Origin of the sequence: Plesiocystis pacifica SIR-1 (genome assembly GCF_000170895.1) — a bacterium.
Taxonomy (GTDB): domain Bacteria; phylum Myxococcota_A; class Polyangia; order Nannocystales; family Nannocystaceae; genus Plesiocystis; species Plesiocystis pacifica.
Map to the genome: position 1 here is coordinate 15,221 of NZ_ABCS01000076.1, position 23,203 is coordinate 38,423.

The 23,203-nt window shown below is 71.2% G+C and carries 18 protein-coding genes; 13 read left to right on the forward strand and 5 right to left on the reverse strand.

From position 1 onward, the window contains the following. Positions 1-19: 19 nt before the first annotated feature. Positions 20-3,112 carry a serine/threonine-protein kinase gene (locus PPSIR1_RS29460; RefSeq protein ID WP_232296566.1) on the reverse strand — a complete coding sequence of 1,031 codons (3,093 nt, stop codon included), beginning with the start codon at positions 3,110-3,112 and terminating at the stop codon, positions 20-22. Between the two features lie 178 nt (positions 3,113-3,290). Here PPSIR1_RS29460 and PPSIR1_RS29465 point away from each other — a divergent pair, with 178 nt between their 5' ends. The 9 genes from PPSIR1_RS29465 to PPSIR1_RS29500 all read left to right on the forward strand — a co-directional run bounded on the left by PPSIR1_RS29465 (position 3,291) and on the right by PPSIR1_RS29500 (position 11,932). Next, positions 3,291-4,166: a hypothetical protein gene (locus PPSIR1_RS29465; RefSeq protein WP_006974866.1), complete on the forward strand. Its 876-nt coding sequence runs from the start codon at positions 3,291-3,293 to the stop codon at positions 4,164-4,166. A gap of 18 nt (positions 4,167-4,184) precedes the next feature. After that, positions 4,185-6,710 carry a DUF5916 domain-containing protein gene (locus PPSIR1_RS29470; RefSeq protein WP_006974867.1) on the forward strand — a complete coding sequence of 842 codons (2,526 nt, stop codon included), beginning with the start codon at positions 4,185-4,187 and terminating at the stop codon, positions 6,708-6,710. Positions 6,711-6,737: 27 nt separating this feature from the next. Next, complete coding sequence (locus tag PPSIR1_RS29475) at positions 6,738-7,364, forward strand: STAS domain-containing protein (RefSeq protein ID WP_006974868.1); 627 nt, start codon at positions 6,738-6,740, stop codon at positions 7,362-7,364. Positions 7,365-7,379: 15 nt separating this feature from the next. Next, entirely contained in the window at positions 7,380-7,739 is a 360-nt protein-coding gene (locus PPSIR1_RS29480; protein ID WP_006974869.1) for an STAS/SEC14 domain-containing protein, read from the forward strand. Between the two features lie 36 nt (positions 7,740-7,775). Then, positions 7,776-8,135, forward strand: coding sequence for an STAS/SEC14 domain-containing protein (locus PPSIR1_RS29485; RefSeq protein WP_006974870.1), 360 nt, complete (start codon positions 7,776-7,778; stop codon positions 8,133-8,135). 86 nt (positions 8,136-8,221) lie between these two features. Beyond that, positions 8,222-8,563, forward strand: a complete 342-nt coding sequence (locus PPSIR1_RS29490; RefSeq protein WP_006974871.1) for a hypothetical protein — start codon at positions 8,222-8,224, stop codon at positions 8,561-8,563. Between the two features lie 232 nt (positions 8,564-8,795). Beyond that, positions 8,796-8,963: a hypothetical protein gene (locus tag PPSIR1_RS48405; RefSeq protein ID WP_006974872.1), complete on the forward strand. Its 168-nt coding sequence runs from the start codon at positions 8,796-8,798 to the stop codon at positions 8,961-8,963. A 149-nt stretch (positions 8,964-9,112) separates the two neighbouring features. Continuing rightward, positions 9,113-10,834 (forward strand): DUF2330 domain-containing protein, encoded by a 1,722-nt coding sequence (locus PPSIR1_RS29495; RefSeq protein ID WP_006974873.1) that lies wholly within the window; start codon positions 9,113-9,115, stop codon positions 10,832-10,834. A gap of 105 nt (positions 10,835-10,939) precedes the next feature. Beyond that, the gene (locus PPSIR1_RS29500) at positions 10,940-11,932 is read left to right on the forward strand and encodes an oxidoreductase (protein WP_006974874.1); all 993 of its coding nucleotides are present in this window, start codon (positions 10,940-10,942) and stop codon (positions 11,930-11,932) included. Positions 11,933-11,967: 35 nt separating this feature from the next. Here the strand turns inward: PPSIR1_RS29500 and PPSIR1_RS49650 are convergent, their stop codons facing one another. After that, positions 11,968-12,159, reverse strand: coding sequence for a hypothetical protein (locus PPSIR1_RS49650; RefSeq protein WP_006974875.1), 192 nt, complete (start codon positions 12,157-12,159; stop codon positions 11,968-11,970). Between PPSIR1_RS49650 and PPSIR1_RS29510 the strand changes: the two genes are divergently transcribed. Next, positions 12,121-13,419, forward strand: a complete 1,299-nt coding sequence (locus PPSIR1_RS29510) for a serine hydrolase (RefSeq protein WP_198154641.1) — start codon at positions 12,121-12,123, stop codon at positions 13,417-13,419. The two genes, PPSIR1_RS49650 and PPSIR1_RS29510, sit on opposite strands and share 39 nt — an antisense overlap. Positions 13,420-13,733: 314 nt before the next feature. On the opposite strand, the gene PPSIR1_RS29515 is transcribed toward PPSIR1_RS29510, so the two are convergent. Next, positions 13,734-14,684 carry a hypothetical protein gene (locus PPSIR1_RS29515; protein ID WP_006974877.1) on the reverse strand — a complete coding sequence of 317 codons (951 nt, stop codon included), beginning with the start codon at positions 14,682-14,684 and terminating at the stop codon, positions 13,734-13,736. Between the two features lie 121 nt (positions 14,685-14,805). Continuing rightward, positions 14,806-16,323 carry an alpha/beta hydrolase family protein gene (locus tag PPSIR1_RS44195; RefSeq protein ID WP_006974878.1) on the reverse strand — a complete coding sequence of 506 codons (1,518 nt, stop codon included), beginning with the start codon at positions 16,321-16,323 and terminating at the stop codon, positions 14,806-14,808. A gap of 184 nt (positions 16,324-16,507) precedes the next feature. Here PPSIR1_RS44195 and PPSIR1_RS29525 point away from each other — a divergent pair, with 184 nt between their 5' ends. From PPSIR1_RS29525 to PPSIR1_RS29535, 3 genes are all read left to right on the forward strand, one after another. Beyond that, a complete protein-coding gene (locus tag PPSIR1_RS29525) occupies positions 16,508-19,600 on the forward strand; it encodes a serine/threonine-protein kinase (RefSeq protein WP_006974880.1) in 3,093 nt (1,030 codons plus the stop codon). A gap of 124 nt (positions 19,601-19,724) precedes the next feature. Continuing rightward, complete coding sequence (locus PPSIR1_RS29530) at positions 19,725-20,723, forward strand: hypothetical protein (RefSeq protein ID WP_157596104.1); 999 nt, start codon at positions 19,725-19,727, stop codon at positions 20,721-20,723. Between the two features lie 105 nt (positions 20,724-20,828). After that, positions 20,829-21,950, forward strand: a complete 1,122-nt coding sequence (locus tag PPSIR1_RS29535) for a two-component system sensor histidine kinase NtrB (RefSeq protein WP_006974882.1) — start codon at positions 20,829-20,831, stop codon at positions 21,948-21,950. Here PPSIR1_RS29535 and PPSIR1_RS29540 read toward each other — a convergent pair. Then, complete coding sequence (locus PPSIR1_RS29540) at positions 21,886-23,166, reverse strand: radical SAM/SPASM domain-containing protein (protein WP_006974883.1); 1,281 nt, start codon at positions 23,164-23,166, stop codon at positions 21,886-21,888. The two genes, PPSIR1_RS29535 and PPSIR1_RS29540, sit on opposite strands and share 65 nt — an antisense overlap. Positions 23,167-23,203 lie beyond the last annotated feature (37 nt).

The following is a 23,203-nucleotide window of genomic DNA, read 5'->3' on the forward strand; positions in this document are numbered from 1 at the left end:
TTTGAATATGGACCAGAACCTAGGGTTGGGCCAGCGCGCGAGCCCGCTCGGCCTGAGCGGTCTGCCCGGAGATCCCCGAGAAGACTTCGAGCGCCGCCGATGCTCGCCGCGTGCGAACCAACTCGTCCTCGCCGAGCTCGGCGAGGAGCTCCGCGACCTCGAGGTACAGCTCCGCCGCGATGAGACCCGTCGAGCTCTCGCCCTGCGCCTTCACACCGCGCTCGAGGACCTCGAGTGCCGCGCGGGGGTGGCCCTGCGCCCGAAGGATTCGGCCGCGACCGAGGAGCGCAATGACGACCTCGCTCGACTCCGCGTACTCGGTGATCGCGTAGAGGTCGAGGGACGCGTCATACTCGCGCAGGGCCTCCTCCCTCGCCCCGCTCGCGGCGAGCGACTCGCCCAAGCGCGCGTGCAGGTAGGCGAGCACCGACTCGTCCTCGCCCAGCGTCTCCGCCAACTTCAAGGCCTCGCGCATCGCCTCGACCGCGGCCTCGGGGGTGCCGGCGGCCTGCTCCACGTTGGCCAGGGCGTCGAGGGCATCGACGCGCCCGGGGGCGTCGGCGTCGAGCTTGGCCAGGGTCGACTTGACGAGCACGCGCGCCTCGTCGACGTCCCCGCGCTGGCGAGCAATCTCGGTCCGCGCCAGCTGGCCCTGCAGCAAGCCCGAGTAGTCGGACCCGAACACGATCCGGTAGCCGGCCATGGCGTCGCTGAACAGCTCGTCGGCGACCTCGAGGTTGCCCTCTTCGAGCTCGATGATCGCGAGGTCGAAGGAGGCGTTGAGGATCTTGTGGTTCGTGCGCCCCAGGGTCGGCTCGAGGGCGAGCACCCGCTCGAGGTCCTCGCGCGCCTCGGCGCGGTGGCCCAGGCGAGCCGACGCGGCCGCCCGAGAGGCCAGCAACCCCGCCGTGACCTGGGGGTTGTCGAGCTGCGCGCGGGCGTCGAGCTCGAGGGCTCGGTCGTACTCCCCGCGCGCCGACTCGGACTTGCCCGCGCCGTTGAGCACGTTGCCGCGGATGATGTGGTAGCGGACCCGAAGCGTCGCCGGCTCGCCGAGCCGTCGAATGCTCGCGTCGGCGTAGCCGAGGGTCTCGAGGGCGGCGTCGTCGTCGTTGAGCCGGGACTGAGCGAGGGCCAGCTTGAGCCAGGCCTCGACGCCGACCATGTCGTCGCCGACCTCCAGGCTCAACGCCGCCGCCTTTTGCAGGTGCGCCCGCGCTGACGCGTTGTTGCGCTCGCGCATGTCGAGCTGCCCCGCGAGCAGCTCGGTCTTCGCGTCGATGACCAGATAGTCGAGCCCCTCCGCCTGGCGCTGCGTCCGGGTCAGCACGGCCTTGGCCTCGGCGAAGCGACCCACGGACACCGCCGCCCGGCCGCGCGCGAGCTCTTGCTCGATCTCCGCCACGGCGGCGGCGGACTCGCTGTCCTTGGGCAGCGTGACGCCCATGGCGGTGCGCTCGAGCACGTCCATCTGCGCGCACATGCCGATGTCACCGAGGCCGCCGAGCAAGCTCGCGGAGCGGCGCACGACCTGCTCGTCGGCGTCGGCGAGCACGTCGACGACGGCCCGGAACTCGCGCTCGCGCTGGTCGAGGCAGGCGTTGCGCAGGGCCAGCTGCGCGTCGGTCTGGACCTGGCGATCCCAGCGGTCCTCGCACGCGTCCTTGCGCGCGTCGATCAGCTGCGCGCCGTAGTCGTCGAGGATCTCGACGGTGCGCGCTTCGAGGGCCGCGGCGCCCGGGACCGGGGCCGCGCCGAAGGCCGCTTCGACGGCCGCGCGCTCGTCCTCGGCCCACACGCCCTCGAGGGCGCTGTCGTCGTAGGCGCAGACCTCCGGGGCCGACGCGGCGCCGAGGGCCAGGCCGCCGGTGAGGATGCCGAGCAGCCCGGCCGCGGCCAGGCCCGTCCGCACGCGCCGCAGACGATCGCGGCCGAGTTCGGCCAGCAGCGCGTCCATGGACGGCCAGCGATCTTCCGGGTTGGGCGAGAGGCCGCGGACGACGGCCTTGCGCAGCCAGATCGGGACCCCGGAGTTGGCGCTCGGGACGATGACGTCGCCCTCGGCCACGCGCACGGCGTACTCGGTGCGGGTCTCGGCCTTGTAGGGGCGGTGGCCAAACAGGGCCTCGTAGAGCACGACGCAAAAGCCGAACTGATCGCTGAGCACCGTCGACGACGCGCCGAGGTGCTGCTCCGGGGACATGTAGGCCGGCGTCCCGATGACCGCGCCCGTGACCGTCAGCTCCGCATCGAAGGCGCTCTTGGTCGTGCCCACGGACATCCCGAGGGAGTCGTGCACGGCCGCCGAGGACCACGAGCCGTGGTTCGAGCGGTTCGACCGGTTCGACCGGAAGTCGTCCTCGGTGATCCCGATCTCGTCCATGGCGAGGCCGGGCTCGCTCTTGTCGGCGGCGCGGGCCAGGCCAAAGTCGAGCACGCGCGCCCGGCCGTCGTCGCCGACGAGCACGTTCGCGGGCTTGAAGTCGCGGTGCACCAGGCCGACGCGGTGGGCCTCGGCGAGGCCGCGGCCGGCCTGCATGATCATCGCCAGGGTCTCGCGCCAGGGTCGGGGCTGGCTCGGCGCGTGGACCCAGCGGTCGAGGGTCTGGCCCTGGATGAACTCCATGGCCACGAAGTCGTGGTCGCGCCAGGTGCCGATCTCGTGGATCTGCACGACGTTGGGGTGCGACAGGCGGGCGAGGGCCTGGGCCTCGCGGAGCATGCGGGTGCGCGTCCGGGCGCTGTCGCTGAGCTCCCCGCGCAGCACCTTGATGGCGACCTTGCGGTCGAGCTGCTCGTCGTAGGCGGCGTAGACGACGCCCATGCCGCCGTGGCCGAGCTTGCGCAGGACGGTGAAGCGACCGATGCGCACGGGCTCGACCGGTGCGGACTTCCCGCGCGGCCCGGTCGTCTCGTCGACCGCGTCGTCGTCGGCGCACTCGGTGTCGGCGTTCATCTCCGAGTCGTTGCCGGCTTGGGTAGGCTGCTGGATATCGCGCAGCAAACGGGCTTTGATCATCTGCTTCATCAGATGATTGCTGTCCCCGCTGCCAAACAGGCGCGACTTCGCGTCGCCCTCCGTCGGGCTGCTGGGGTTGTCGGCGTAGGTCATCCCGTCCACTTCGTGTGGGTAGTGTCAGACGATGTCCAACCCGTCATGAAAAGTTGGACACGGACAGCTTATCGCTGACGCAGGGGCCCAACATGTGAGGCAGCTCGGCGCAGCTTCCGCTACATCCGTGCTCTGCGCGTGCCTGGACGCGCGGGTCTGAACGGGGTAGCCAGCCCCCGTGGTCCGCATCGTCGAGGAACACCGCGAGGGCGATGGCAACCGTCGCTTCGTCGTTGGCCTCGACGACGGCGCCTCGGTCGAGGCCGTACTCTACCGCCTCGACTCGCTGTGTGTGTCCTCCCAGGTCGGCTGCGCCGTCGGCTGCCCTTTTTGCGCTTCTGGGGCCAACGGCCTCGATCGACCCCTGCGCCTCGGCGAGCTCACCGGCCAGGTCGAGGCCGTCCGCGCCCACATCGAGGCGACCGACGGGCCCGAGGCCGCCCTGGCCCTGCGCCGGGTGACGGTGTCGGGCGTGGGCGAGCCCCTGCACAACCATGAGCCGGTGGCGCAGTTCGTGCGCTGGTGTCGAGAGCGGGACATGCCCGCGAGCCTGACGACCTCCGGCGGGCCGCTGCGCCGACTCGGCGAGTGGCTCGACCCCGACGCCGCGCCGCCGCACAACGGGATCACCTTCTCGATCCACGCCGGACGCGAGGCCACCCGGGCGCGCACGGTCCCCCGCGGGCCCGCCCTCGGGCCGCTCTTTTCCCTGCTCGGCGAGGCCATCCCGCGCCTGTCCCGGTCGCGCAAGCGCAAGCTCGCCCTCGCCTACCTGCTGCTCGCGGACCTCAACGACGGCGACGAGGAGATCGACGCCTTCCTCGAGCGCGCCGCCCCCCTGGGCGTGAAGATCCACCTCTACCGCTACAACCCCGTGCCCACCTCGACGCAAGCGCCCGTGTCCGATGCCCGCTACCAGGCCATCTTCGAGCGCGTGCGGGCCGTGGGCCTCGACGTCCGACGCAGCTCCCAGGCGCGCATCGAGGACAACGGCGGCTGCGGAACCCTGATCGCCCTGCGCCGACCGGAGCGACGCCTGCGAACCGCACGCTGAGCCTCGCCCAAGCCGCCGATGCCCTCCCCTTCGCGCCCGCGCCCGTGCTCCCTGGCGGTCCTGGCCTGGGCCTGCACCTGTGCCCTCGCCCTCCCGCTGCGAGCCGCCGCCGCCCCGGCCGAAGCGAGCGGGCCCGACGACGCGGCCTCGACACCCACCTCGGCACCCCGCGCCACGCGAGCTCACGACCGCCGCGGCCTCGCGATCCCCTCGACCCGCTTCGACGACGCGGCCATCGAGATCGATGGTGTCCCCAATGAGGACGCCTGGGCCCCGGTCCCCCTGCTCCCGGAGCTGGTCCAGCGCGCCCCGGTGTTCGGCGGCGCGCCCTCGAAGCGCACCGAGGTCCGGGTCGCCTACGGCGAGCGCGGCCTCTACTTCGCCTTCGTCTGCCACCAAGACCCCGAGTCGGTCATCGCCCCCTTCTTCCAGCGCGACCAGCTCGTGCCCTCGGATCTCGTCGTCGTCGAGATCGACTCGAACGGCGACGACACCAACGGCTACGTGTTCGGGGTCAGCCCCTCGGGGGCGATCTTCGACGGCCAGCTGTTCCGCGACACCAACCAGGAGCTGCTGTGGGACGGCGTGTTTCAGGCCGCGGGCAGCAAGAGCCCCGTCGGGTGGACGGCCGAGATCTTCGTGCCCTGGGCGACCCTCCGCTTCGAGCGGCAAGACGCCAACACCATCGGCGTCAACGTCCAGCGCTCGATCAACGAGGGCGACGAGGTCGACCGGCTCAGCTTCGTGCCCCAGGGCGTGCCCGCGCGGGTGTCCGAGGCCATCGACTGGACCAACATCACCGGCATCGACGCGGGCCTCAACCTCGAGCTGCAGCCCTACACCTCCGGCCGCTTCGCCCTCCAGCGCCCCCCCGACAGCCTCGACCAGTCGTGGCGCGCCCTGCCCAACGCCGGCTTCGACCTCAAGTATGGGATCACCGGCGACCTGACCCTGGATCTGGCCGTCAACCCCGACTTTGGCCAGGCCGAGGTCGACGCGGCCGTCCTCAACCTCGGCCCCTTCGAGGTCTTCTTCCCCGAAAAGCGCCGCTTTTTCCTCGAGTCCAAGGAGATCTTCGAGACCGGCTTCGCGCTGTTCTACTCGCGCCGCGTCGGCGCGGCCCCGAGCCCCGGCGCGGCCTCGCCCACGAGCCGGGTGGTGTTCGGCGAAGAGGAGCAGGCCTCGCTCGTCGGCCTCGACCCCATCTCGCGGGTGCTCGGCTCGGCCAGACTCACGGGCCAGGTCGCCCCCGGCTGGATCGTCGGCGCGCTCTCGGCCGTGACCGGCCCAACCTGGGGCGTCCAGCGCTTCAGCGACGGCAGCGAGCAGCGCGTGCCGGCCGATCCGCTCACCTCCTGGAACGTCGCCCGGGTGCGCAAGCACTTCGACCCCCAGACCTGGATCGGCGGCATCGTCACCAACGTCACCCGGGCCAGCCCCGACCACCCCGGCGCGACCACGGGCGGCATCGACTACAACATCAACTTCCGCCAGCGCTGGACCCACGGCGCCCAGGTCATCGCCACCCACGACGGCGAGAAGTCGGGCATGGGCGGCCAGACCTCCCTCGTCCGCTCGGGCCGGCGGACCCGCTGGAACCTCAACAGCGAGTTCCTGACGCCCCACGCCAACTTCTCGGACATGGGCTTCATGACCCGGAACAACTACGTCAGCGCCGCGACGGGGCTGTCGGTGTTCAACGCCCAACCCATCGGCCAGGTCCGCCAGCTGTCCGGTCGGGCCGAGGTCATCGTCGGGACCAGCTTCCAGGGCGAGCTGACGCGCAAGCAGCTGTTCACGGACTGGAGCCTCGAGACCCTCGGGCTGTGGCGGATCACGGCCTTCGCCGGCGGCCACCTCCCCCAGTACAACCTGTTCGAGACCCGGGGCAACATCCCCTGGGAGGTCCCCCTCCACTGGTGGAGCGGCTTTCGCGTGAGCACGCCCCGAAACAAGCGCGTATCGGGCAGCCTCGGGGGCGCCTACGGCGAGCAGGACGGCAACCCGGGCCCCGACGTGTTCCTCGATCTCGCCGTGCGCCCCGTCGACCGCCTGCAGATGAGCCTGGGCTCGAGCGTCAACACCCAGTTCAACCGGCCGCGCTGGGTCGCGGAGCGCGAAATCGACGCCAAGCCCATCTTCGCTCGGGCGGCGCTCATCAACTCCAACATCAATTTTCGGCTCACGCTGGCGATCACGCCCCGGCTGTCACTGACGAGCTTCAATCAGCTGCTGTACTCGACGGCTCGCCACTACAGCTTCTATCAGCTCGACGCCCCCGACCTCCTGGTCGCCATCGAGCGCGACCCTTGGTTTGGCACCGTCGACCGCGGCCTGACCAGCCTGACCAGCAACTCGATCCTTCGCTGGGAGTACCTGCCCGGCTCCTTCCTGTTTGTCGCGTACACACACCGGACCGTGCTCTCGGAGACCGAGGGTGTCGTCGAGTATCGCCCGGAGAAGATGTTCACCAACCTCGGCGCCGGCAATGCTCGCCACGAGGACGTGCTGTTCGTGAAGCTCGCATACCTGTTTGGCCTCTAGCCGAGGTGCTAAGCTCGGCTCCCCACGATGTCGATCGACGATCTCAACCAGAGACTGACGGCCCTCGAAGAATCCCTCGCCGCGGCCGCGGCCGGGACCTTCCAGCCCATCCGGGTCGATCACGACGACGCCCTGGCTGCCGTGGAGTACGGGGTCAACATCGTCATGCAGGATCTCAACGAGGAGATCGACAGGGCGACGAAGAACGAGCGCGAGCTCCAGGCCAAGCTCGAAGAGATCACCGCGCAAAAGGAGCTCATTCAGCGCCAGCGCGAGACCATCCTCAAGCTGTCGACGCCGGTGCTCCAGCTGTGGGACCACATCCTGGTCATGCCGATCATCGGCGTGCTCGACTCGGACCGGGCCAACGACGTCTCCGACCGGCTCCTGCAGATGATCCACTCGGGCTCGGTCCGCTTCGTGCTCCTCGACGTCACCGGCATCGAGCTCGTCGACACCGACACCGCCGCGCACCTGACCCGGGTGGTCCAGGCCGCGCGCCTGCTCGGCGTGCAGTGCATGCTCACCGGCGTCCAGCCGGCCGTCGCCCTGACCATGGTCAGCCTCGGCCTCGACATCTCCGAGGTCCAGACCCACCGCAACCTCAAGCAGGGCCTGACCGCCTGCCTGCAGTCCATGGGCGACATCGAGTGAGCCCTTCCGGCGCCCATGGAGCACGCGGTCTGGTGGGATGAAGGCAACGGCTGCGTGCGCATTCGCGTCGTCGGCGAGCTGCTGCCGGAGCAGGCCGAGGCCAACATGGAGCAGGCCGCCGTGCTCTTGACCTCCCGCGCTCCTCGGCTGTTGGTCATCGACTACAGCCAGAGCCCCGGGGTGGTGTCGAGCGCAACCCGCGAGGTCCTCGAGCGGCGCGGCGAGGCCATCGACTATGACCGCCTGGCCTTCTACGGCATGGGCAACTTCAACCGCATCGTGGCTCGGATCATCATCGCGCTGCTCGGACGCGCCCATAAGACGGGCTTTTTCGCGACCGAGACCGAGGCCCTGACCTGGCTACGCCAAAACTGAGCGCGCCCCACGAGCCGCGCGTGGGTACGATGGGGCATGGATCACCGAGTGCGCTGGGATGAGGCCAACCATTGCGCGCGCATCGAGCTCGTCGGTGAGTTCCGGCCCGAGCACGTCGACTCGCTCCTGGATCAGTCCAAGGCGCTCATCCATGGCCTCGAGCGGAGGCTGGTGCTCCTCGACCACGCCGAGAGCCCGGGCGCCATCCCGAGGGCGACGCGCAGGGAACTCGAGGCCCGGGCCGCCGAGCTCGACTACCACCGCATGGCCTTTTGCGGCATGGACAACTTCAACCGCGTCGTGGCCCGGATCATCATCGCCCTCATCGGTCGCTCGGACCGGGTCGGCTTCTTCGAAGACCAGGCCCAGGCCCTCGCCTGGCTGCGCGAGGGCTGACTCGGGCTGCCTCAATAAAGTCGCAAAAGCTCGGCCATCGCCCCTTTCGTTGGCGGCCAAGACGGCTATGCTGGCCCGAGCACGCGATGGCCTTCGAACACGAAAAACGAACCGCCCTGAGGCTCCTCGAGGGCATCGAGCTCGGCACCATGACCACGGGTGAGTCCTTCCGCGAGCTCTCCGACGCCGACCCGGTGCTCGTCTATTTCATCTTCAAGTGGCTGCGCAAGCGCTACCGCGACCACGACGCGGGGCCCGGCGTGCTCGGTCGGCTCGCGGATCTGTGCAACGAGCACCGCTCGCTGACCCGCCGGGCCAAGGGCGGCGAGGACGATCCGATCGTCGGGTGGTTCGAGAGCAGCTACAAGTACAAGGATCTCAACTCCGAAGAGTTCATCGACATCATCGTCGAGAAGCTCGAGGGTTGAGCCTGCCCCTCTCCCACAGCGAAGACGTGACTCTGAAGAGCGCTCGCGCGAAACCGCGCCGAGCGCTCTTCGTGCATGTCGGCGCCATCAGCGGCGCCTGGCGGGTTGATCGGGCCGAGAGAAGCACCACGACATTTTTTTCATCCCAGAATGCCCCAACCGTGATCGATGCGTCGGGGTCACGGCACATCCAAGTCGAAGCCGCTCGATGAGCGCCAAATCAGGACCGAAGATGACCGCTCCCCGCACCACCGCCGCCCTCCTCGTCGCCCCCCTCGCCGCCGCCTTGGTGCTGGCCTTCGCCTGCCTGGCGCCGAGCCTCGACCTGGGCCTGAACGACGCGGAGCCCGTGGTGGTCGCCGGCATCGTCCCCGACGACGACATCCCGCTGCCCCGCTGAGCCTCGGCTCCGAATCGGGCGCGATCGGACCGCCCCAGCGCTCTGCGCCGGGGCGGTCCGCAATTTGCGCGCCCCCGCGGAGCGAACGCTTGCGACCGCGTGATCGAAACCCCTCGCCCATGGCACTTTGCCTGCGACCCCCCCGCACCATGAAGACCCTGAACCTCGCCCCCCTCGCCGCGACCGCCGCCCTGGCGGGAGCCCTCCTCCTCCCCAACCTCGCCCAGGCCTGCGGCGGGACCTTCTGCGACCAGGGCCCCCAGGCCATGCCCGTCGACCAGACCGGCGAGAACATCCTGTTCCACATCGGCGACGGCTTCGTCGAGGCCCACATCCAGATCCAGTACGACCCCGACGCCGAGGCCGAGCAGTTCGCCTGGGTCATCCCCGTGACCGCCATCCCGACCTTCAGCGTCGGCTCGGACAACCTGTTCAGCACCATGCTCAACGCCTCCGTGCCCAGCTACGGGCTCACGGTGTCGAACGAGTTTTGCGGTGAGGAGACCGAGGACGGCTGGGGCGGCGACGACCTCGGCGAAGACGAGGCCGGCAGCGACGAGGGCACGGACGGCGGAAACGGCAACCCCAACGTCGTGCTCGAGACCACCGTCGGCGCCTTCGAGATCGCCGTGCTCGACGGCGGCACCGTCGAGGGCGTGATGACCTGGCTCAACGACAACGGCTACCAGCAGGACCCCGCCGCCGAGCCCATCCTCGGCGAGTACCTCGCCGACGGGCACCTGTTCGTGGCCCTCAAGCTGACCAATGACGCCGAGGTCAGCGAGATCCACCCCGTCACCCTGCGCTACGACGGGGACGAGTCCTGCGTGCCGATCAAGCTGACCCGGATCGCGGCCGTCGAGAACATGGACATCCGCGTGTTCTTCCTCCAGGACGCGCGCACGGTCCCGGTCAACTACCGCCACGTCCTGGTCAACCCCCTCAAGATCGACTGGTTCAACAACGCGGCCAACTACAAAGAGGTCATCACCATGGCCGTGGACGCGGACATGGCCAACGGCAACGCCTTCGTGACCGAGTACGCCGGCCCCAGCTCGGTGATCAACCGCAACCGGGTCCACCAGCTCGGCTGGGACCCCTCGGGCCTCGACGCCTTCGCCGACAGCCCCGTGGGCGTGATCGAGGCCCTCGAGGGCAAGGGCATCCTCGAGTGCGACCTCGAGTGGAACAACGAGTGCATCTACAACCACCCGCTGCTGCGCGGGATGCTGCAGGAGTTCATCCCGGCCCCCGAGGGCGTCGACGAGTCGGTCTTTTATGACTGCATGAGCTGCTACGAGGAGGACGTCGACCTGGCCGCCTGGGACGCCGCCGCCTTCGCCGAGCGCATGCAAGAGCGGATCACCGACCCCGGCCTGGCCGCCCGCGCGCTGCTCGACGAGAACAGCTACCTGACCCGGATGTACACCACCATCTCGCCGGCCGAGATGATGGAGGACCCGATCTTCCGGATCAACGACACCCTGCCCGAGGTCCAGCGGACCCGCATCGCCAGCCAGAACAACCTGTGCAACGGCGTGACCGAGGTGACCCTGCCCGACGGCCGCGTCGTCGCCTTCGACAACCCCAACCCGGTCTGGCCCGAGTTCCCCGACGAGATGCCCTGGGAGGAGGACGTCGACCAGGAGTCCATGGCGGAGAACGCCCCGCTGATCAACCTCGTCGACAACACCGATCTCATCGACCAGATGCTCGCGGAGCACAACGAGAAGGCCCGCGCCAACGCGATCCAAAACGCCGAGGGGGGCAGCTGCACCTGCTCGGCCAGCGATGAGCAGCGCGGCGGCCACGGGCTGTTCGGCCTGGCCATCCTCGGCGCCCTGGGCCTGGGCCTTCGTCGGCGTCGCTGACCGAAGCGAGCGCGAGCCCCCGCTTCGCGCGGGGTGTGACGGGCCCCTCCCGCCTTTTGGCTGGAGGGGCCTGACAGGTCCCGCTGCAGGCGCTATGACCCGGACATGCCCGCCAACGCAGCCTGGAGCGCCGACGACATCCCCGACCTGAGCGGGACCACGGCGGTGGTCACCGGGGCCAACAGCGGCCTCGGCTTCGAGACCACCCTCGGCCTGGTCAGCAAGGGCGCCAAGGTGATCCTCGCCTGCCGCAGCCGCGACAAGGCCGAGGCCGCCATCGCCGAGCTGCGCGCGCGCCTGGTCCCCACCCACGACGCCAGCTTGCTCGAGTTCCGGGCCCTCGACCTGGCCTCCCTCGAGTCGATCCGCGCCTTCGCCGAGGGGGTGCTCGAGGACTCCCCGCGCCTCGACCTGCTGATCAACAACGCCGGCGTCATGGCCCTGCCCCGGCGGACCACCGCCGACGGCTTCGAGATGCAGCTGGGCACCAACCACCTGGGCCACTTCGCGCTCACCGGCCGCCTGATGCCGGCGCTGATCGCCGCGTCGGCGGCCCGGAGCCAAGACCCCGCCGGCTCGGTGCGCGTCGTCAGCGTGGCCAGCGTGGCCCACAAGTTCGGCAAGATCCGCTTCGACGACCTCCAGCGAGAGCGCCGCTACGACAAGTGGATGGCCTACTGCCAGAGCAAGCTCGCCAACTTGCTGTTCATGTTCGAGCTCCAGCGCAAGCTCGAGGCCGCGAGCGACGAGGCCGCCCGGCGCATGCTCGCCGCCGCCGGGCACCCCGGCTACTCCGACACCAACTTGCAGTACGCCGGCCCGCGCATGGCCAAGGCCTCGGTGTCCGAGCGGATGATGCACATCGGCAACACCCGCTTCGCCCAGACCGCGGCCCAGGGCGCCCTGCCCACGCTCTACGCCGCCACCCACCCCGAGGTCCGCGGCGGCGACTACATCGGACCCGGCGGCGCCTTCGAGCTCAAGGGCCCGCCGGTCAAGGTCGCGGCCAAGCCCCGAGCCCACGACCCCGCCGTCGCCAAGCGCCTGTGGGAGGTCTCCGCGGAGCTGACCGGGGTCGACTTCGCCGCCCTCGACTGAAGGTCGCCACGATGATGCACCGCGACCGCAGCACTTCACCCCGCGCACGGCTCGGGGCCCTCGCCCTCCTTGGCGTCCTCGCCCTCGGCTTCGCCGGTGCGCCCCGGGCAGCTGTCCCCGAGGGCTCGATCGACGCCTTCATCGAGGGCGCGCTGCCAGCCTCCAGAGCCCCCGGCGTGGCCCATGCGGTGGTCGTCGATGGCGAGCTCGTGGCCGCTGGCGGCCACGGCGTGACGCTGCTCGGCGGGGGCGAGGCGGTCACCGCCCAGACCCCCTTCGTGACCGGCTCGATCTCCAAGAGCTTCACCGCCCTCGCGATCATGCAGCTCGCCGAGGCCGGCGCCCTCGACCTCGACGACGCGGTCGCCGAGCACCTCGACGCCTTCGCCGACCGGCCCGCTGGCGACGCGACCATCCGCCAGCTGCTCAGCCACACCAGCGGCTACTCGACCCTGCAGGGCAACTCGGCCACGGGCGACGCCGAGGGTCGGCTCGCGGTCGAGGTCGAGGCCCTCGCCGCGCTGACGCCCGCCAACGCCCCGGGCACGACCTGGGCCTACTCGAACGCGAACTACCAGATCCTCGGCCGCGTGATCGAGGAGCGCAGCGGGCAACCCTACGCCGACTACGTCGCGTCCAAGATCCTCGAGCCCGTCGGCATGGCGCACAGCTTCGCCGCTGACGGCACCGCCCACCCGGAGGTCGCCCGCGGCCACCTGCCCTGGTTCGGGACCAAGCGCCCGCGACCTCCCTACGCCTTCCCCACGGGCTCCGCGCCCCAAGGTGGCATCGTCGCCAGCGCCGAAGACCTCGCCCGCTACGCCCAGGTCATGGTCAACGGCCAGGACGACATCCTCAGCGCCGAGGGCAAGGCCGCCATGCTCCAACCCGCCAGCGAGGCCTCGCCCCACTACGGCTTTGGCTGGTTCCTGGACCCCCAAAACGGGAGCGCGTGGCACTCCGGAGCCAGCCCCGGCACCGAGACCCTCATCACCCTCGTCCCCGACACGCGCTCCGCCGCGGTCGTGCTCGTCAACGCCGGCAGCGGCGTCGGCTTTGGCGAGACCGCCCCGCTGTCTCTGGGCATCACCGCCCGCGCCCTCGAGCTCGACGACGACGGCGAGGGCGGCCGCTGGGGCGCCAAGCTGACCTTCCTCCTGCTCGCCCTCTCCCCCCTGGCCTTCCTCGCCTGCGCCGCGTGGGCCTGGCTCGGCCGCGACGCCCTCCGAGCCAAGACCAGCAGCGCCTTTGGCCTGTTCAGCCTGTGGTTCCCCCTGCTCAGCACCGCCATCGTCGCCGCCCTGCTCACCGGCCTCGTCCCCCGAATGATCGGCGCCCCGATGGCGACCATCCGCCGCTTCTCCCCCGACCTCGCCCTGAGCCTGGTCGCAACCGCGATCACCGGCGTCGCCTGGGCCCTGCTCCGCCTCGGCCTCGCCTACACCGGCCAGACCCCCGAGGCCGCCCACCCAACCGCCGACCAGTGAGGCCGCGCCAGCCGAGCAACCAGCGCAATGAGGCCGCGCCAGCCGAACGACCAGCTCGAGGCCCCCAGCCCCCTTCGACGCCCACACCCCCACAAAGACAAACGCCCCTGCCGAGAAAGGCAGCCGCCCACGGGTTCAGCGCCAGCTGAGTCCGTGGACGATGCTTTCGTGGATCATGGGTCCCGGCGCGGCCGGGGTGGGCGACTCCTAGGGGCGACCACACGCCCCCTAGAGGGCACGAACATCATTGAGGACAAGCCCAAGCGGAGGAGCGGAGCGACGAAGCGACCCCAGCCCCAACCGCCTGCGGGGTCCTAAAAGGCAAGGGACGCTGCCGCACCGCCGCCGCCGGGGAGCATCATCGGCCCCAGCCCGGTCAGCTCCGCGCCGCTCTTCGTCGACGCCGACTTGCCGCCCTTTTTGTTCTTCTTGACCACGTGCACGGCGATGAGCGCCGCGCCGCCGATGACCAGGGCGCCGCCGAGGCCCACGCCGACGTAACCGAGCACGTTCATGCCCTGGGCCTGGCCCTCGAGGTCCGAGGGGCAGGGCTCGCCGCTGGGGCAGGAGTAGTCGCCCACGGGGAAGCCCGTGTTGGTCTGGAGCGAGGACAGGCTCTGGAGCTCGTTGACGCGGCTGTTGGCGACGGCGAAGCCCGCCCCGCCCGCGCCCGCGGCCAGCACACCGATGGTGAGCATCACGGCGCCGCCCACGAGCAGGCCGTTGTCCTTCTTCTCCTTGTCCTTGTCCTTGCCGCCCCCGGGCGTGTCGCTGTCCTCCGCGAGGGGGTTGTCGAGGGGGTTCTCGTCGGCGACGGGCTCCGGCTCCGGCTCCGGCTCCGGCTCCGGCGTCCGACAGTTGCGCTCCTCGAGCTCGGCGAGGATGCCGTTGGCCTCTGCGACCTTGTCCGCGTACTTCTCGTCGGTCGCGTAGGTCACGAAGTGGGTGAGGTAGGTGTAGGTCTTGTCGCAGTCGTCGATCTTGTGGGACGCGATGCCGACTTTGTAGGCGAAGCCGTGCTTGCCCGGCACGAGGTAGTAGGCCTGCTCGTAGAGGGGCATGGCCGCGGTCCAGTTGCCGTCCTGGGCCAGGCCCTCGGCGGCGACGTAGAGCTCTTTGGCCTTCTCGAGCTTCTCTTCCTCGCTCATCTCATCGGCCGGGGCGACGACGGCTCGCGGCCCGGTCGGCGTGGGGCTCATGGCCAGAGCGGAGGTCGGGAGCGCGAGGCTCAGGATCAGCGCGATGGGAGCAGACAGCTTGCGCATGTTGGCGCCAGCCTATCACGGGTCCGGACGGCGTTTGCAGCCCCATGAGGGTCGACCTTGGTGAAGTCAAAGCTTCAAAACCCCCCAAAGCCACACGCGCATTGGTCGCAGCGGGCGGCGTTCACTCCCCGGTGAGGAGCGTGTCGACGTCGTCGAGCAGGTCGGGCTGCGCGGCGAGCATGGCGTCGAAGAGCTCGGGCTCGGCGAAGGTGAACACCGGATGCGGGGAGGTGTCGCCGAGGATGCGCTGGACGACCAGGCCCTCGACGGGGGCGAGGATGCTGTTGTGGTCGCCGAGGGGGACCAAATACGTCCACATCGGCCTGTTCGCGGCCTGGGCCTGCTCGGCCATGTCGAGGAGATCGGCGACGTACTCGCGGTCGCCCTCGAAGGCGAACACCGGGCGCTCGAGGAAGCGGACCCAGTGGATCGGCGAGCGGAAGTAGGCCTCGCGCGGGTCCTGGATGTCGAACACCTCGAAGCCGTAGCCCCCCTCCCGGACGACGGGCTCGAGATCGGCCCGGGCGCCAAATACGAACGCGGCCCGAAACTCTGCGCCGGCCACGGCGGCGAGCAGCACCTGGGTCCCGCCGGTGCTGTGGCCGGCGAGGTAGACGCGCTCGGGGTCGACCCAGGGCACGGCGCGCAGGTGCTCGAGGGCGGCGAGCACGTCCTCGGTCTCGCCGTACCACTGCTCGACCTGGCCGGGGTTGCCCAGCTCGCCGCGGAAGGCCGGGGACATCACGACGATCCCCGCCTTGGAGAAGGCCAGCGCGCTCGGGTCGTTGTCGGCGGGGGCCTCGGTCCACAGCGCCTCCGAGGGGCCGCCGAAGCCCCCCTCGACCCACAGCACCGCCGGGTGTTTTTTGCCGTCCCCGGGGTCCTGGGTCAGGTAGGCGCGCATCGGCCCGGGCGCGGCGGCGTAGCGGATCAGCTCGTAGCCCGAGCCCTCGGGGGGCTGGAGCTGCTCGTCGAGGGCCGCGCTGACGGCCGCCTGCTCCTCCGGGGAGAGCTCCGGATCGGCCTCCTCGGTCACGGCGATCTTGGTCGAGAAGGCCTCGCGCGCCTCGAACAAGGGCGCCGAGTCGAGGGCCGCCGGCTTGCCGAAGGTGCTGCGCTCGACGTCGTCGAGGCGAAGCGATCGGGTCATCGTCTCGATCGCGTCGGCGTGTCGTTCCCAGCGATTGGCCAGGGTCCACAGCTGCAACAGCAACAGGTCGCGGCCCGTGTCGACCATCACCCGGCGCATGCGGACCTGGACCCCGTTGACGTGGAAGGTCGTCTCGAGCATCGCCGCGGGTCGCTTGCCGCCCTCCCCCGGCACCTCGAAGTAGCGCGGCTTGGGCGAGACGATGGTCTCGGGGCTCTCGGAGATCTCGGCGACGGTCTGGAGGTAGAGCCACGAGGCCAGGGACAGCGCCTCGCCCTCTCTGCGGGGCACGATGTCCATGCGCGCGTAGAGCTCGGCGAAGCCGTTGCCGTAGCCGAGCAGCCCGTCTTCGCGCACCTCGGGGTCGGCCCGCATCATCGGCGCGGGGGTGAAGGTGCAGCCGCAGCGATCGTCGTGGACGGGCTTCGACTCGGACTTGCAGCCTGCGAAGCTGATCGTGAGCGCGAAGGTGAGCCCCAGGGTGGTCAACGGTGCAGTGAAGCGCGAGCGTCTCATCGTCCTCATCATGCCCGAGCCGAGCCATCCGTTCACGACGCCCGATCATGGGCCCGTCGACCGCTGCGGCAGCCTGCCCGGGCAGGACTGAAGGTCTCCCCAGCTTGCCACCTGCGGCGGTACCGCACTAGGGTCGTCGCGTCCCTCGGACGCTGCGATGGAGTCCTCGCAAGACACCCTGCCCGCCACCGGAGAGCTGGCCGCGGCCAGCACCGTGGTGCGTCTGTCGGGGTCGGGCGAGCGAAACCACCAGGGCGAGCGCGCGGCCGCGTCGGGCCTGCGCCGGCGCCTCGACAAGGGCGACGCCCTCGGCCGCTACGTCGTCCTGCGCAAGCTCGGCGCGGGGGGCATGGGCACGGTCTACCTCGGCTACGACCCCGAGCTCGACCGCAGGGTCGCCCTCAAGATCCTCCGCGGCGGGACCGACGAGGCCAACCGCCGCGCCCTGCTGCGCGAGGCCCAGGCCATGGCCAAGCTGACCCACCCCAACGTCGTCGCGGTCCACGACGTCGGCGAGCACAACGGCCGGGTCTACGTCGCCATGGCCTTCGTCGAGGGCCGGACCCTGCGCGCGTGGCTCGAGCATCGGGAGCGACGCTGGCGTGACATCCTGGCCCTGTTCCTGCTCGCCGGCGAGGGGCTCCGGGCGGCCCACGCCAGCGAGCTGATCCACCGCGACTTCAAGCCCGACAACGTGATGGTCTCGCGCAGGCGGGAGGTCCTGGTCATGGACTTCGGCCTCGCCCGCCCGAGCGCCAACACCGAGCCCACCAACGACGCCGACGTCGACTCCATCTCGGGCTCCAGCTCCGTGCTGACCGAGGCGACCGTCGGGCACATCGCCGGGACGCCGGCCTACATGGCCCCCGAGCAGCTGCGCGCCGACGCGCTGACCCCCGCCGCCGACCAGTTCGCGTTCTGCGTGAGCCTGTGGGAGGCCCTCTACGGCGAGCGCCCCTTCGACGGTCAAAACCTCGGCGAGCGCTACACCAACATCACCGAGCAGCGCGTCCGGCCCCTGCCCAAGGACGCCCGGTCCCGAGCGCCGCGCTGGCTCGAGCAGGTCCTGCGCCGCGGCCTCGCCCCCGAGCCCGAGCAGCGCTGGCCGAGCCTCGGCGCCCTCCTCGACGCCCTCGACCGCGGCCGCCGGCGGTGGCGCTGGCAGGGCGCCCTGGCCGGCGTCGGCGTCCTGGCCGTGGGCGCGAGCTTGGCCCTGGGCTGGCGGCAGCACGAGCGCGAGCAGGCCCGAGCGCGCGTCGCCGCGTGCGAGGCCGAGGGCGCGGTGATCGACGCGATCTGGAACCCCGCCGCGCGCGAGCGCATCGAGACCAACCTCCTGGCCACGGAGCTGGACTTCACCCGCGACGACCTCGAGACCTTGCTGCCCTGGCTCGACGACTACGCCGGCGCGTGGCGGAGCGGGCGGGCCGAGGTCTGCGCCCACGGGAGCATCGCCGGGGACTGGGACGCCGAGCGCCTCGATCGCGCCGCGTGGTGCTTCGAGGACCGCCGCTTTCAGCTCGAGGCCACCGTCGACCAGCTCGCGACCCTCGACCGCAAGACCGCGCGCCGGGCCGTCCGCATCGCGTCTTACCTCGACCCCATCGACTCTTGCCTCGACCCCACCGCCCTGCGCCGGCTGCCGCTCCCGCCCCCGGACATTCGCCCGCAGCTCCAGCGCGTGCGCGCCCAGGTGGTCGCCGCCGATCGGCTGCGCAACCGGGGCGAATTCGAGGAGGCCCTCGAGCTCGCCCGGCAGGCCCGGATCGAGGCCGAGGCCCTCGACTGGCCGCCGCTGCTGGCCACCGCGCGCTTCGCCGAAGGCCGCGCCGAGCTCATCAACGGCCTGCCCACCGCGCGGGCCAGCCTCGAGCGCGCCTACTTCGGGGCCATGGACGCCGGCGCCGTCGAGGTCGCGTTCCGGAGCGCGCGCTCCCTCGCCACGACCCTCGCCAACCAGGGCTCCCCGCGCGAGGCCCAGAGCTGGATGCGCCACGCCGAGGTGCTCGCCGCCGAGCTCCCCGACCCCACGGGCCTCGACGCGGCCGAGGGCCACTACCTGATGCTCAAGATCCACCTGGGCCTCGGCGACTACGCGGCGGCCATCGACTCGAGCCGCGCGGCCGTCGAGCTGCGCACCCAGGCCATCGGCGCCCGCCACCCCATCACCGCCTCGGCCATCCGCAACCTGGGCATGGCCAAGCTCGCCGACGGGCAGGCCCGCGCCGCCTTGCAGAGCTTCGACGAGTCCCTCGCGCTGTGGCGCCCGATCGTCGGTGAGCGCCACCCCTACGTCGCCCAGCTGCTCACCCTGCGCGGCGAGGCCACCCTCGCCATGGGCGAGGTCGACCGCGCCCGCGAGCTGCTCGAGCGAGCCCTCGAGCTGCACGCCCAGATTCCCAGCCCCGAGCAGCCCTATCAGGCCGACACGCTCACGGCCCTCGCCCGCGCCCAGCTCGCGAGCGGACGCCTGGAGGACGCCGCGCGCAGCCTGACCCGGGCCATGGCGATCCGTCGCAAGGCCTTCGGGCCGCGCCACCCCACGACCGCCGCCCTGCTCGTCGACCAGGCCGCCCTCGCCCTGGCCCGCGGCGACCTCGACCAAGCCCAGGCCCACTGCGCCCGCGGACTCGCCATCGCCGAGCTGGTCCTCGAGCCTGGGCACCCCGAGTTCGCCCGCGTCCAAGAGCGCTGCGTGCAGGTCGACCTCGCCCGAGGTGAGCCCGAGCAGGCCGAGCGGCGCCGGCAAGACGCCCTGTCCCGCCTCGAGGTCGCCCACGGGACGCGAGACCCTCGGCTGATCACGCCGCTGGTCCAGCTCGCCGACAGCCAGCGCGCCCGCGCCGACTTCGAGGCCGCGCGGGCCAGCTATGCCCGCGCCCTCGACCTCGCCGCGCAGCTCGCCCCCCACAACGGGTCTTCCCCTCGCGGGGACCAGGACCGGGACCTCGAGCTCGGACCCCCTGCCCTGCCCTGCCTCGTCGGCCTGGCCGAGCTCGCGCTCCTCGAGGGCGACGGCGCCGAGGCCCTGCGCCGCGCCGAAACGGCCGAGGCCATCCTCGACCGCGCCCGCCCCGGGCCCCGACCGTCCGCCGAGGTCCGCTTCGTCCACGCCAAGGCCCTCGTCCGCAGCGGCGGCGATCTGGACCGGGCCCGACGCCTCGCCGAGCGAGCTCGAGACGCCCACGCGGCCGCCCACGACGACGCAGCCGTCGCCGAGGTCGAGCGCTGGCTGAGCCTGATGCCCTGACGATCGAGACAACCAAGCCCACCCCGAGGTCAGCGTGAAAGCCGGCCGCTTCGCGTGGTCCATGACGGCGACGCGATTGGGCAGCGGCGTCCCCCGTGGACGCGCCTATACTGGCTTCGTAGCCATGCCCAAGTATTTTCTCCCTCCGGTGTCTCCCCGAGCCGTCGTCGCCGCTGGAGCGCAGCCCTCGGGCGCGGGCTTGCCCTCCTTCCCCACGCCCTGTGCCCCGAGCGACCCGCAGATCCGCGCCGTCGGGGAGCAGGTCCTCGGCGATCTGCAAAGAAGCTTCCGGGCGCACGCGGCCGCCCCCGGTCGCGCCGCCAAGAACGACATCGATCGCGGGGTCCAGAACATCGTCGCCGCCCGAGCCAAGCGCGCCCCGGGCCGCGACCAGGCCCGCGCCCACGCCGAGCTCGACGGCGCCGCGCCGCCCTCCTCCGCCAGCTTCTCGGGCATCCAGATCATCGACCCCAACGCGCCCGAGCCAGAGCCAGAGGCCCCGGCCGTGCCCCGCGGCCCGAGGATCGCCCTGGTCGGCACGGAGGTCCGCTGCTGGGCCGAGACCAACGAGGCCGGCGCCGACGAGATCGTCCTCGGGGGCTTTTGCACGGACCCCTTCGGCAACGTCACCCCCCTCGACCCCCGGATGATCGACGACGACTTCGAGGTCGGCGAGCTCGTCGAGTACGAGGGCGGCCAGGTCCTCGCCGAGGTCCCCCTGCTCGCGACCGCGCCGAGCTGGCCCGCGACCTACTCGATCACCCTGACCCTGGTCGAGAAGGACGTCGAGGGCTTCGACCAAAACGTCGCCCAGCTGTGGTCCGGCCTCCAACCCCACGTCCGCGGCCGGCTCGGGGCCGTCGCCGGGGTCGCCGGCCTGGCGTCCCGAGCCGTCCCCGTCGTCGCCGTGACCTCCTGGGTCGTCAGCTCCTTCGTCAGCTGGATGCGCGAGTGGTCCCAGGACGACCTGATCGGCACGCGCATCATCAGCGTGGCGCTCGAGGGCCTCGACGACGGCGCCTTCGCCCGCGCCGGCCTGCTCAACCCGCAGATGTTCCGCCTCGACTTCAAGGGCTCGGGCGGGCACTACAGCATCGACGGCTATCTGACCTTGCTGCGCTGAGCCGAGCCCCCAAGGGCCCCCCGCGCTCGCGGCCGCTCCCTCGCCGCCCAATCAGCGCCCGCGCTTTTCGCCGCTGGCGAATCGTGGTTTGGTGGTTGCGCCTCCATGACCTCCCTGACCGAACTCTCGAGCGAGACCAATTTCGTCGCCCGGTTGATGCGCTCAACCAACGCGATCGTGCTGTTCATGGATCCCCAGGGGCGCGTCGTGCTGTTCAACGACTACATGCGCGACCTGAGCGGCTACGCCCTCGAAGAGGTCGAGGGCAAGGACTGGTTCGACCGCTTCATCCCCGAGCACGAGCGCGAGCGGCTGCGCGAGCTCTACGCCCGGGGCATCGACGGTGTCGAGGTCGCGCGCAACGTCAACCCGATCCGGACCCGCTCGGGCGAGGAGCGGCTGATCGAGTGGTGGGGCAACGCGGTCTACGACGAGGCCGGCGAGGTCCTCGGCCTGGTCAGCGTCGGCCAGGACATCACCGAGCGCGAGCAGCTGCGGACCAAGCTCGCCCAGTCCGAGCGCCTCGCTAGCATCGGCATGATGGCCTCGGTGTTCGCCCACGAGGTCGGCAACCCGCTCAACGCCATGTTCCTCCAGGCCCAGCTCCTGCGCAGGCGCGTCGATCGCCCCGACCGCGGCGAGCTCGGGCCCAAGGTCGACGCCCTGCTCGGGGAGATCCAGCGCCTCAACACCCTGCTCGACGAGTTCCGCTCCTACCACCGGCCGACCAAGCTGCAGCTGTCGATGACCGACATCGCCGAGGTCCTCGCCAAGGTCGAGCACACCCTGACCCTCCAGGCCAAGGATCGAGGCCTGCTCATCGAGTCCGAGATCGAGGGCGAGCTCCCGCGCCTGTTCGCCAGCGCCAACAAGCTCGAGCAGGTGTTCCTCAACCTGTGCAAGAACGCCCTCGAGGCCATGCACGAGCGCGGCGAGGTCCTGCGCCTGCGCGCCCAGGCCACCGAAGAGGGGGGCGTCCGCGTCGACGTCATCGACGAGGGCGTCGGCGTGCCCGAGGACCTCCCGGACCTGTTCGCGCCCTTCGCCACGACCAAGTCCTCGGGCATGGGCCTCGGCCTGCCCCTGGTCCGAGACATCGTCCGGGCCCACGGCGGCGACATTGCCTACGCCGGCAACGACAGCGGCGGCACCACCTTCACGGTCACGCTCCCCCGCCGGCCGGATCCCGCGGCGTCTGAGCAGGCGTCGACCCCGGCCGTCGGGTGATCTGCACGAGCTCGCGGGGCTCCAGCGCCGCCTCGGGATCGGGCGCGTCGAGGGGCTCCTCCACGACCTCGAACAGCCCGTTGTCGAAGGGCGTCCCCTCGGCGGCCTCGGTCGGGACCAGGCGCTCGCGCAGGCCTCGCTTGGCGAAGTCCCGGGCCCGGTAGTGGCAGTAGGGGTTGTTGCCTGGGCGCCCGAACACCGCGTGGGCCGTGAAGCTGCACCCGCCCAGGCAGGTCTTTGCGAACACGCAGCCGCGGCAGTAGCCCCACAGATCCTCGACGCTGCGCTCGCGGGTGAAGGCGAGCTGTGGCGCCTCGTTCCAGATCTCGGCGAGCCCGCGCTCGAGGACCTTGCCGCCGACGTAGGCCGCCGTCTGCAGCGAGGGGCAGCCCTTGACCGCGCCGTCGGACTCGATGCCCATGACGAAGCGCCCGGCCTGGCAGCCCTGCCAGTGGTCGGTGCCCTCGGGCGTTTGCGAGCGCAAAAGGCCCTCCTCCGGCCCGAAGTAGCCCAGGTTGTTGCCCGGGAGGATCAGCACGCCCTCGGCGAAGGCCCGGCGCTTGAGCGCGGCGACCCGCGGGAGCAGCTCGAGCAGATCGAAGGGCTGGAAGATCATCGCGGTGCGGTCGGCCGCGCGGCCCAGGGGCGTGGTGATCTGGAGCTGCCAGCTGCGCACGCGCCCGCGCAGGTGCTGCTCGTAGAGGGCCTCGAGGTCGCCCCAGTTGAGGCGGTTGAGGTTGGTATTGGCGGAGATCGACAGGCCCGCGGCGGCGCAGTGATCGAGGGCCGCGAGCGCGGCCGCGAAGCTGCCCCTAAAGCCGCGCATGCGATCGTGGGTCGGCTCGAGCCCGTCGATGCTGACGCTGACCCGGCGCAGCCCGGCCTCGGCCATGGCCCGCGCGAGGGCCTCGTCGACCCCCCGGCCGCCGGTGGTCATCACGGGCACGACCCCGGCGCGGGCGAGGGCCTCGACGACCTCGAGGAAGCCCTCGTGCAGGTAGGCCTCGCCGCCGATCAGCACGACCTCCCGGGCGCCCATGCGCCCGAGCTCCTCGGCCACCGCCACGGCCTCGCTCGTCGTCAGCTCGACCGGCCGCGCAGGCCCTGCCCGGGAGCCGCAGTGGCGACAGGCCAAATCACAGCGCAAGGTCAGCTCCCAGACCACGTAGGCCGGGAAGAAGTCCGTCGACAACACGTCGAGGCGACGGCCCGCCATGACGACTCTAGACGTCGTGGACGACGCCGCGCCCTCC

Excerpts from the sequence above, each read along its gene's own strand:
- PPSIR1_RS29460 (WP_232296566.1), bottom strand. The coding sequence starts at position 3,112 with ATGACCTACGCCGACAACCCCAGCAGCCCGACGGAGGGCGACGCGAAG.
- PPSIR1_RS29470 (WP_006974867.1), top strand. The coding sequence starts at position 4,185 with ATGCCCTCCCCTTCGCGCCCGCGCCCGTGCTCCCTGGCGGTCCTGGCC.
- PPSIR1_RS29475 (WP_006974868.1), top strand. The coding sequence starts at position 6,738 with ATGTCGATCGACGATCTCAACCAGAGACTGACGGCCCTCGAAGAATCC.
- PPSIR1_RS29480 (WP_006974869.1), top strand. The coding sequence starts at position 7,380 with ATGGAGCACGCGGTCTGGTGGGATGAAGGCAACGGCTGCGTGCGCATT.
- PPSIR1_RS29485 (WP_006974870.1), top strand. The coding sequence starts at position 7,776 with ATGGATCACCGAGTGCGCTGGGATGAGGCCAACCATTGCGCGCGCATC.
- PPSIR1_RS29490 (WP_006974871.1), top strand. The coding sequence starts at position 8,222 with ATGGCCTTCGAACACGAAAAACGAACCGCCCTGAGGCTCCTCGAGGGC.
- PPSIR1_RS48405 (WP_006974872.1), top strand. The coding sequence starts at position 8,796 with ATGACCGCTCCCCGCACCACCGCCGCCCTCCTCGTCGCCCCCCTCGCC.
- PPSIR1_RS29495 (WP_006974873.1), top strand. The coding sequence starts at position 9,113 with ATGAAGACCCTGAACCTCGCCCCCCTCGCCGCGACCGCCGCCCTGGCG.
- PPSIR1_RS29500 (WP_006974874.1), top strand. The coding sequence starts at position 10,940 with ATGCCCGCCAACGCAGCCTGGAGCGCCGACGACATCCCCGACCTGAGC.
- PPSIR1_RS29515 (WP_006974877.1), bottom strand. The coding sequence starts at position 14,684 with ATGCGCAAGCTGTCTGCTCCCATCGCGCTGATCCTGAGCCTCGCGCTC.
- PPSIR1_RS29525 (WP_006974880.1), top strand. The coding sequence starts at position 16,508 with ATGGAGTCCTCGCAAGACACCCTGCCCGCCACCGGAGAGCTGGCCGCG.
- PPSIR1_RS29530 (WP_157596104.1), top strand. The coding sequence starts at position 19,725 with ATGCCCAAGTATTTTCTCCCTCCGGTGTCTCCCCGAGCCGTCGTCGCC.
- PPSIR1_RS29535 (WP_006974882.1), top strand. The coding sequence starts at position 20,829 with ATGACCTCCCTGACCGAACTCTCGAGCGAGACCAATTTCGTCGCCCGG.
- PPSIR1_RS29540 (WP_006974883.1), bottom strand. The coding sequence starts at position 23,166 with ATGGCGGGCCGTCGCCTCGACGTGTTGTCGACGGACTTCTTCCCGGCC.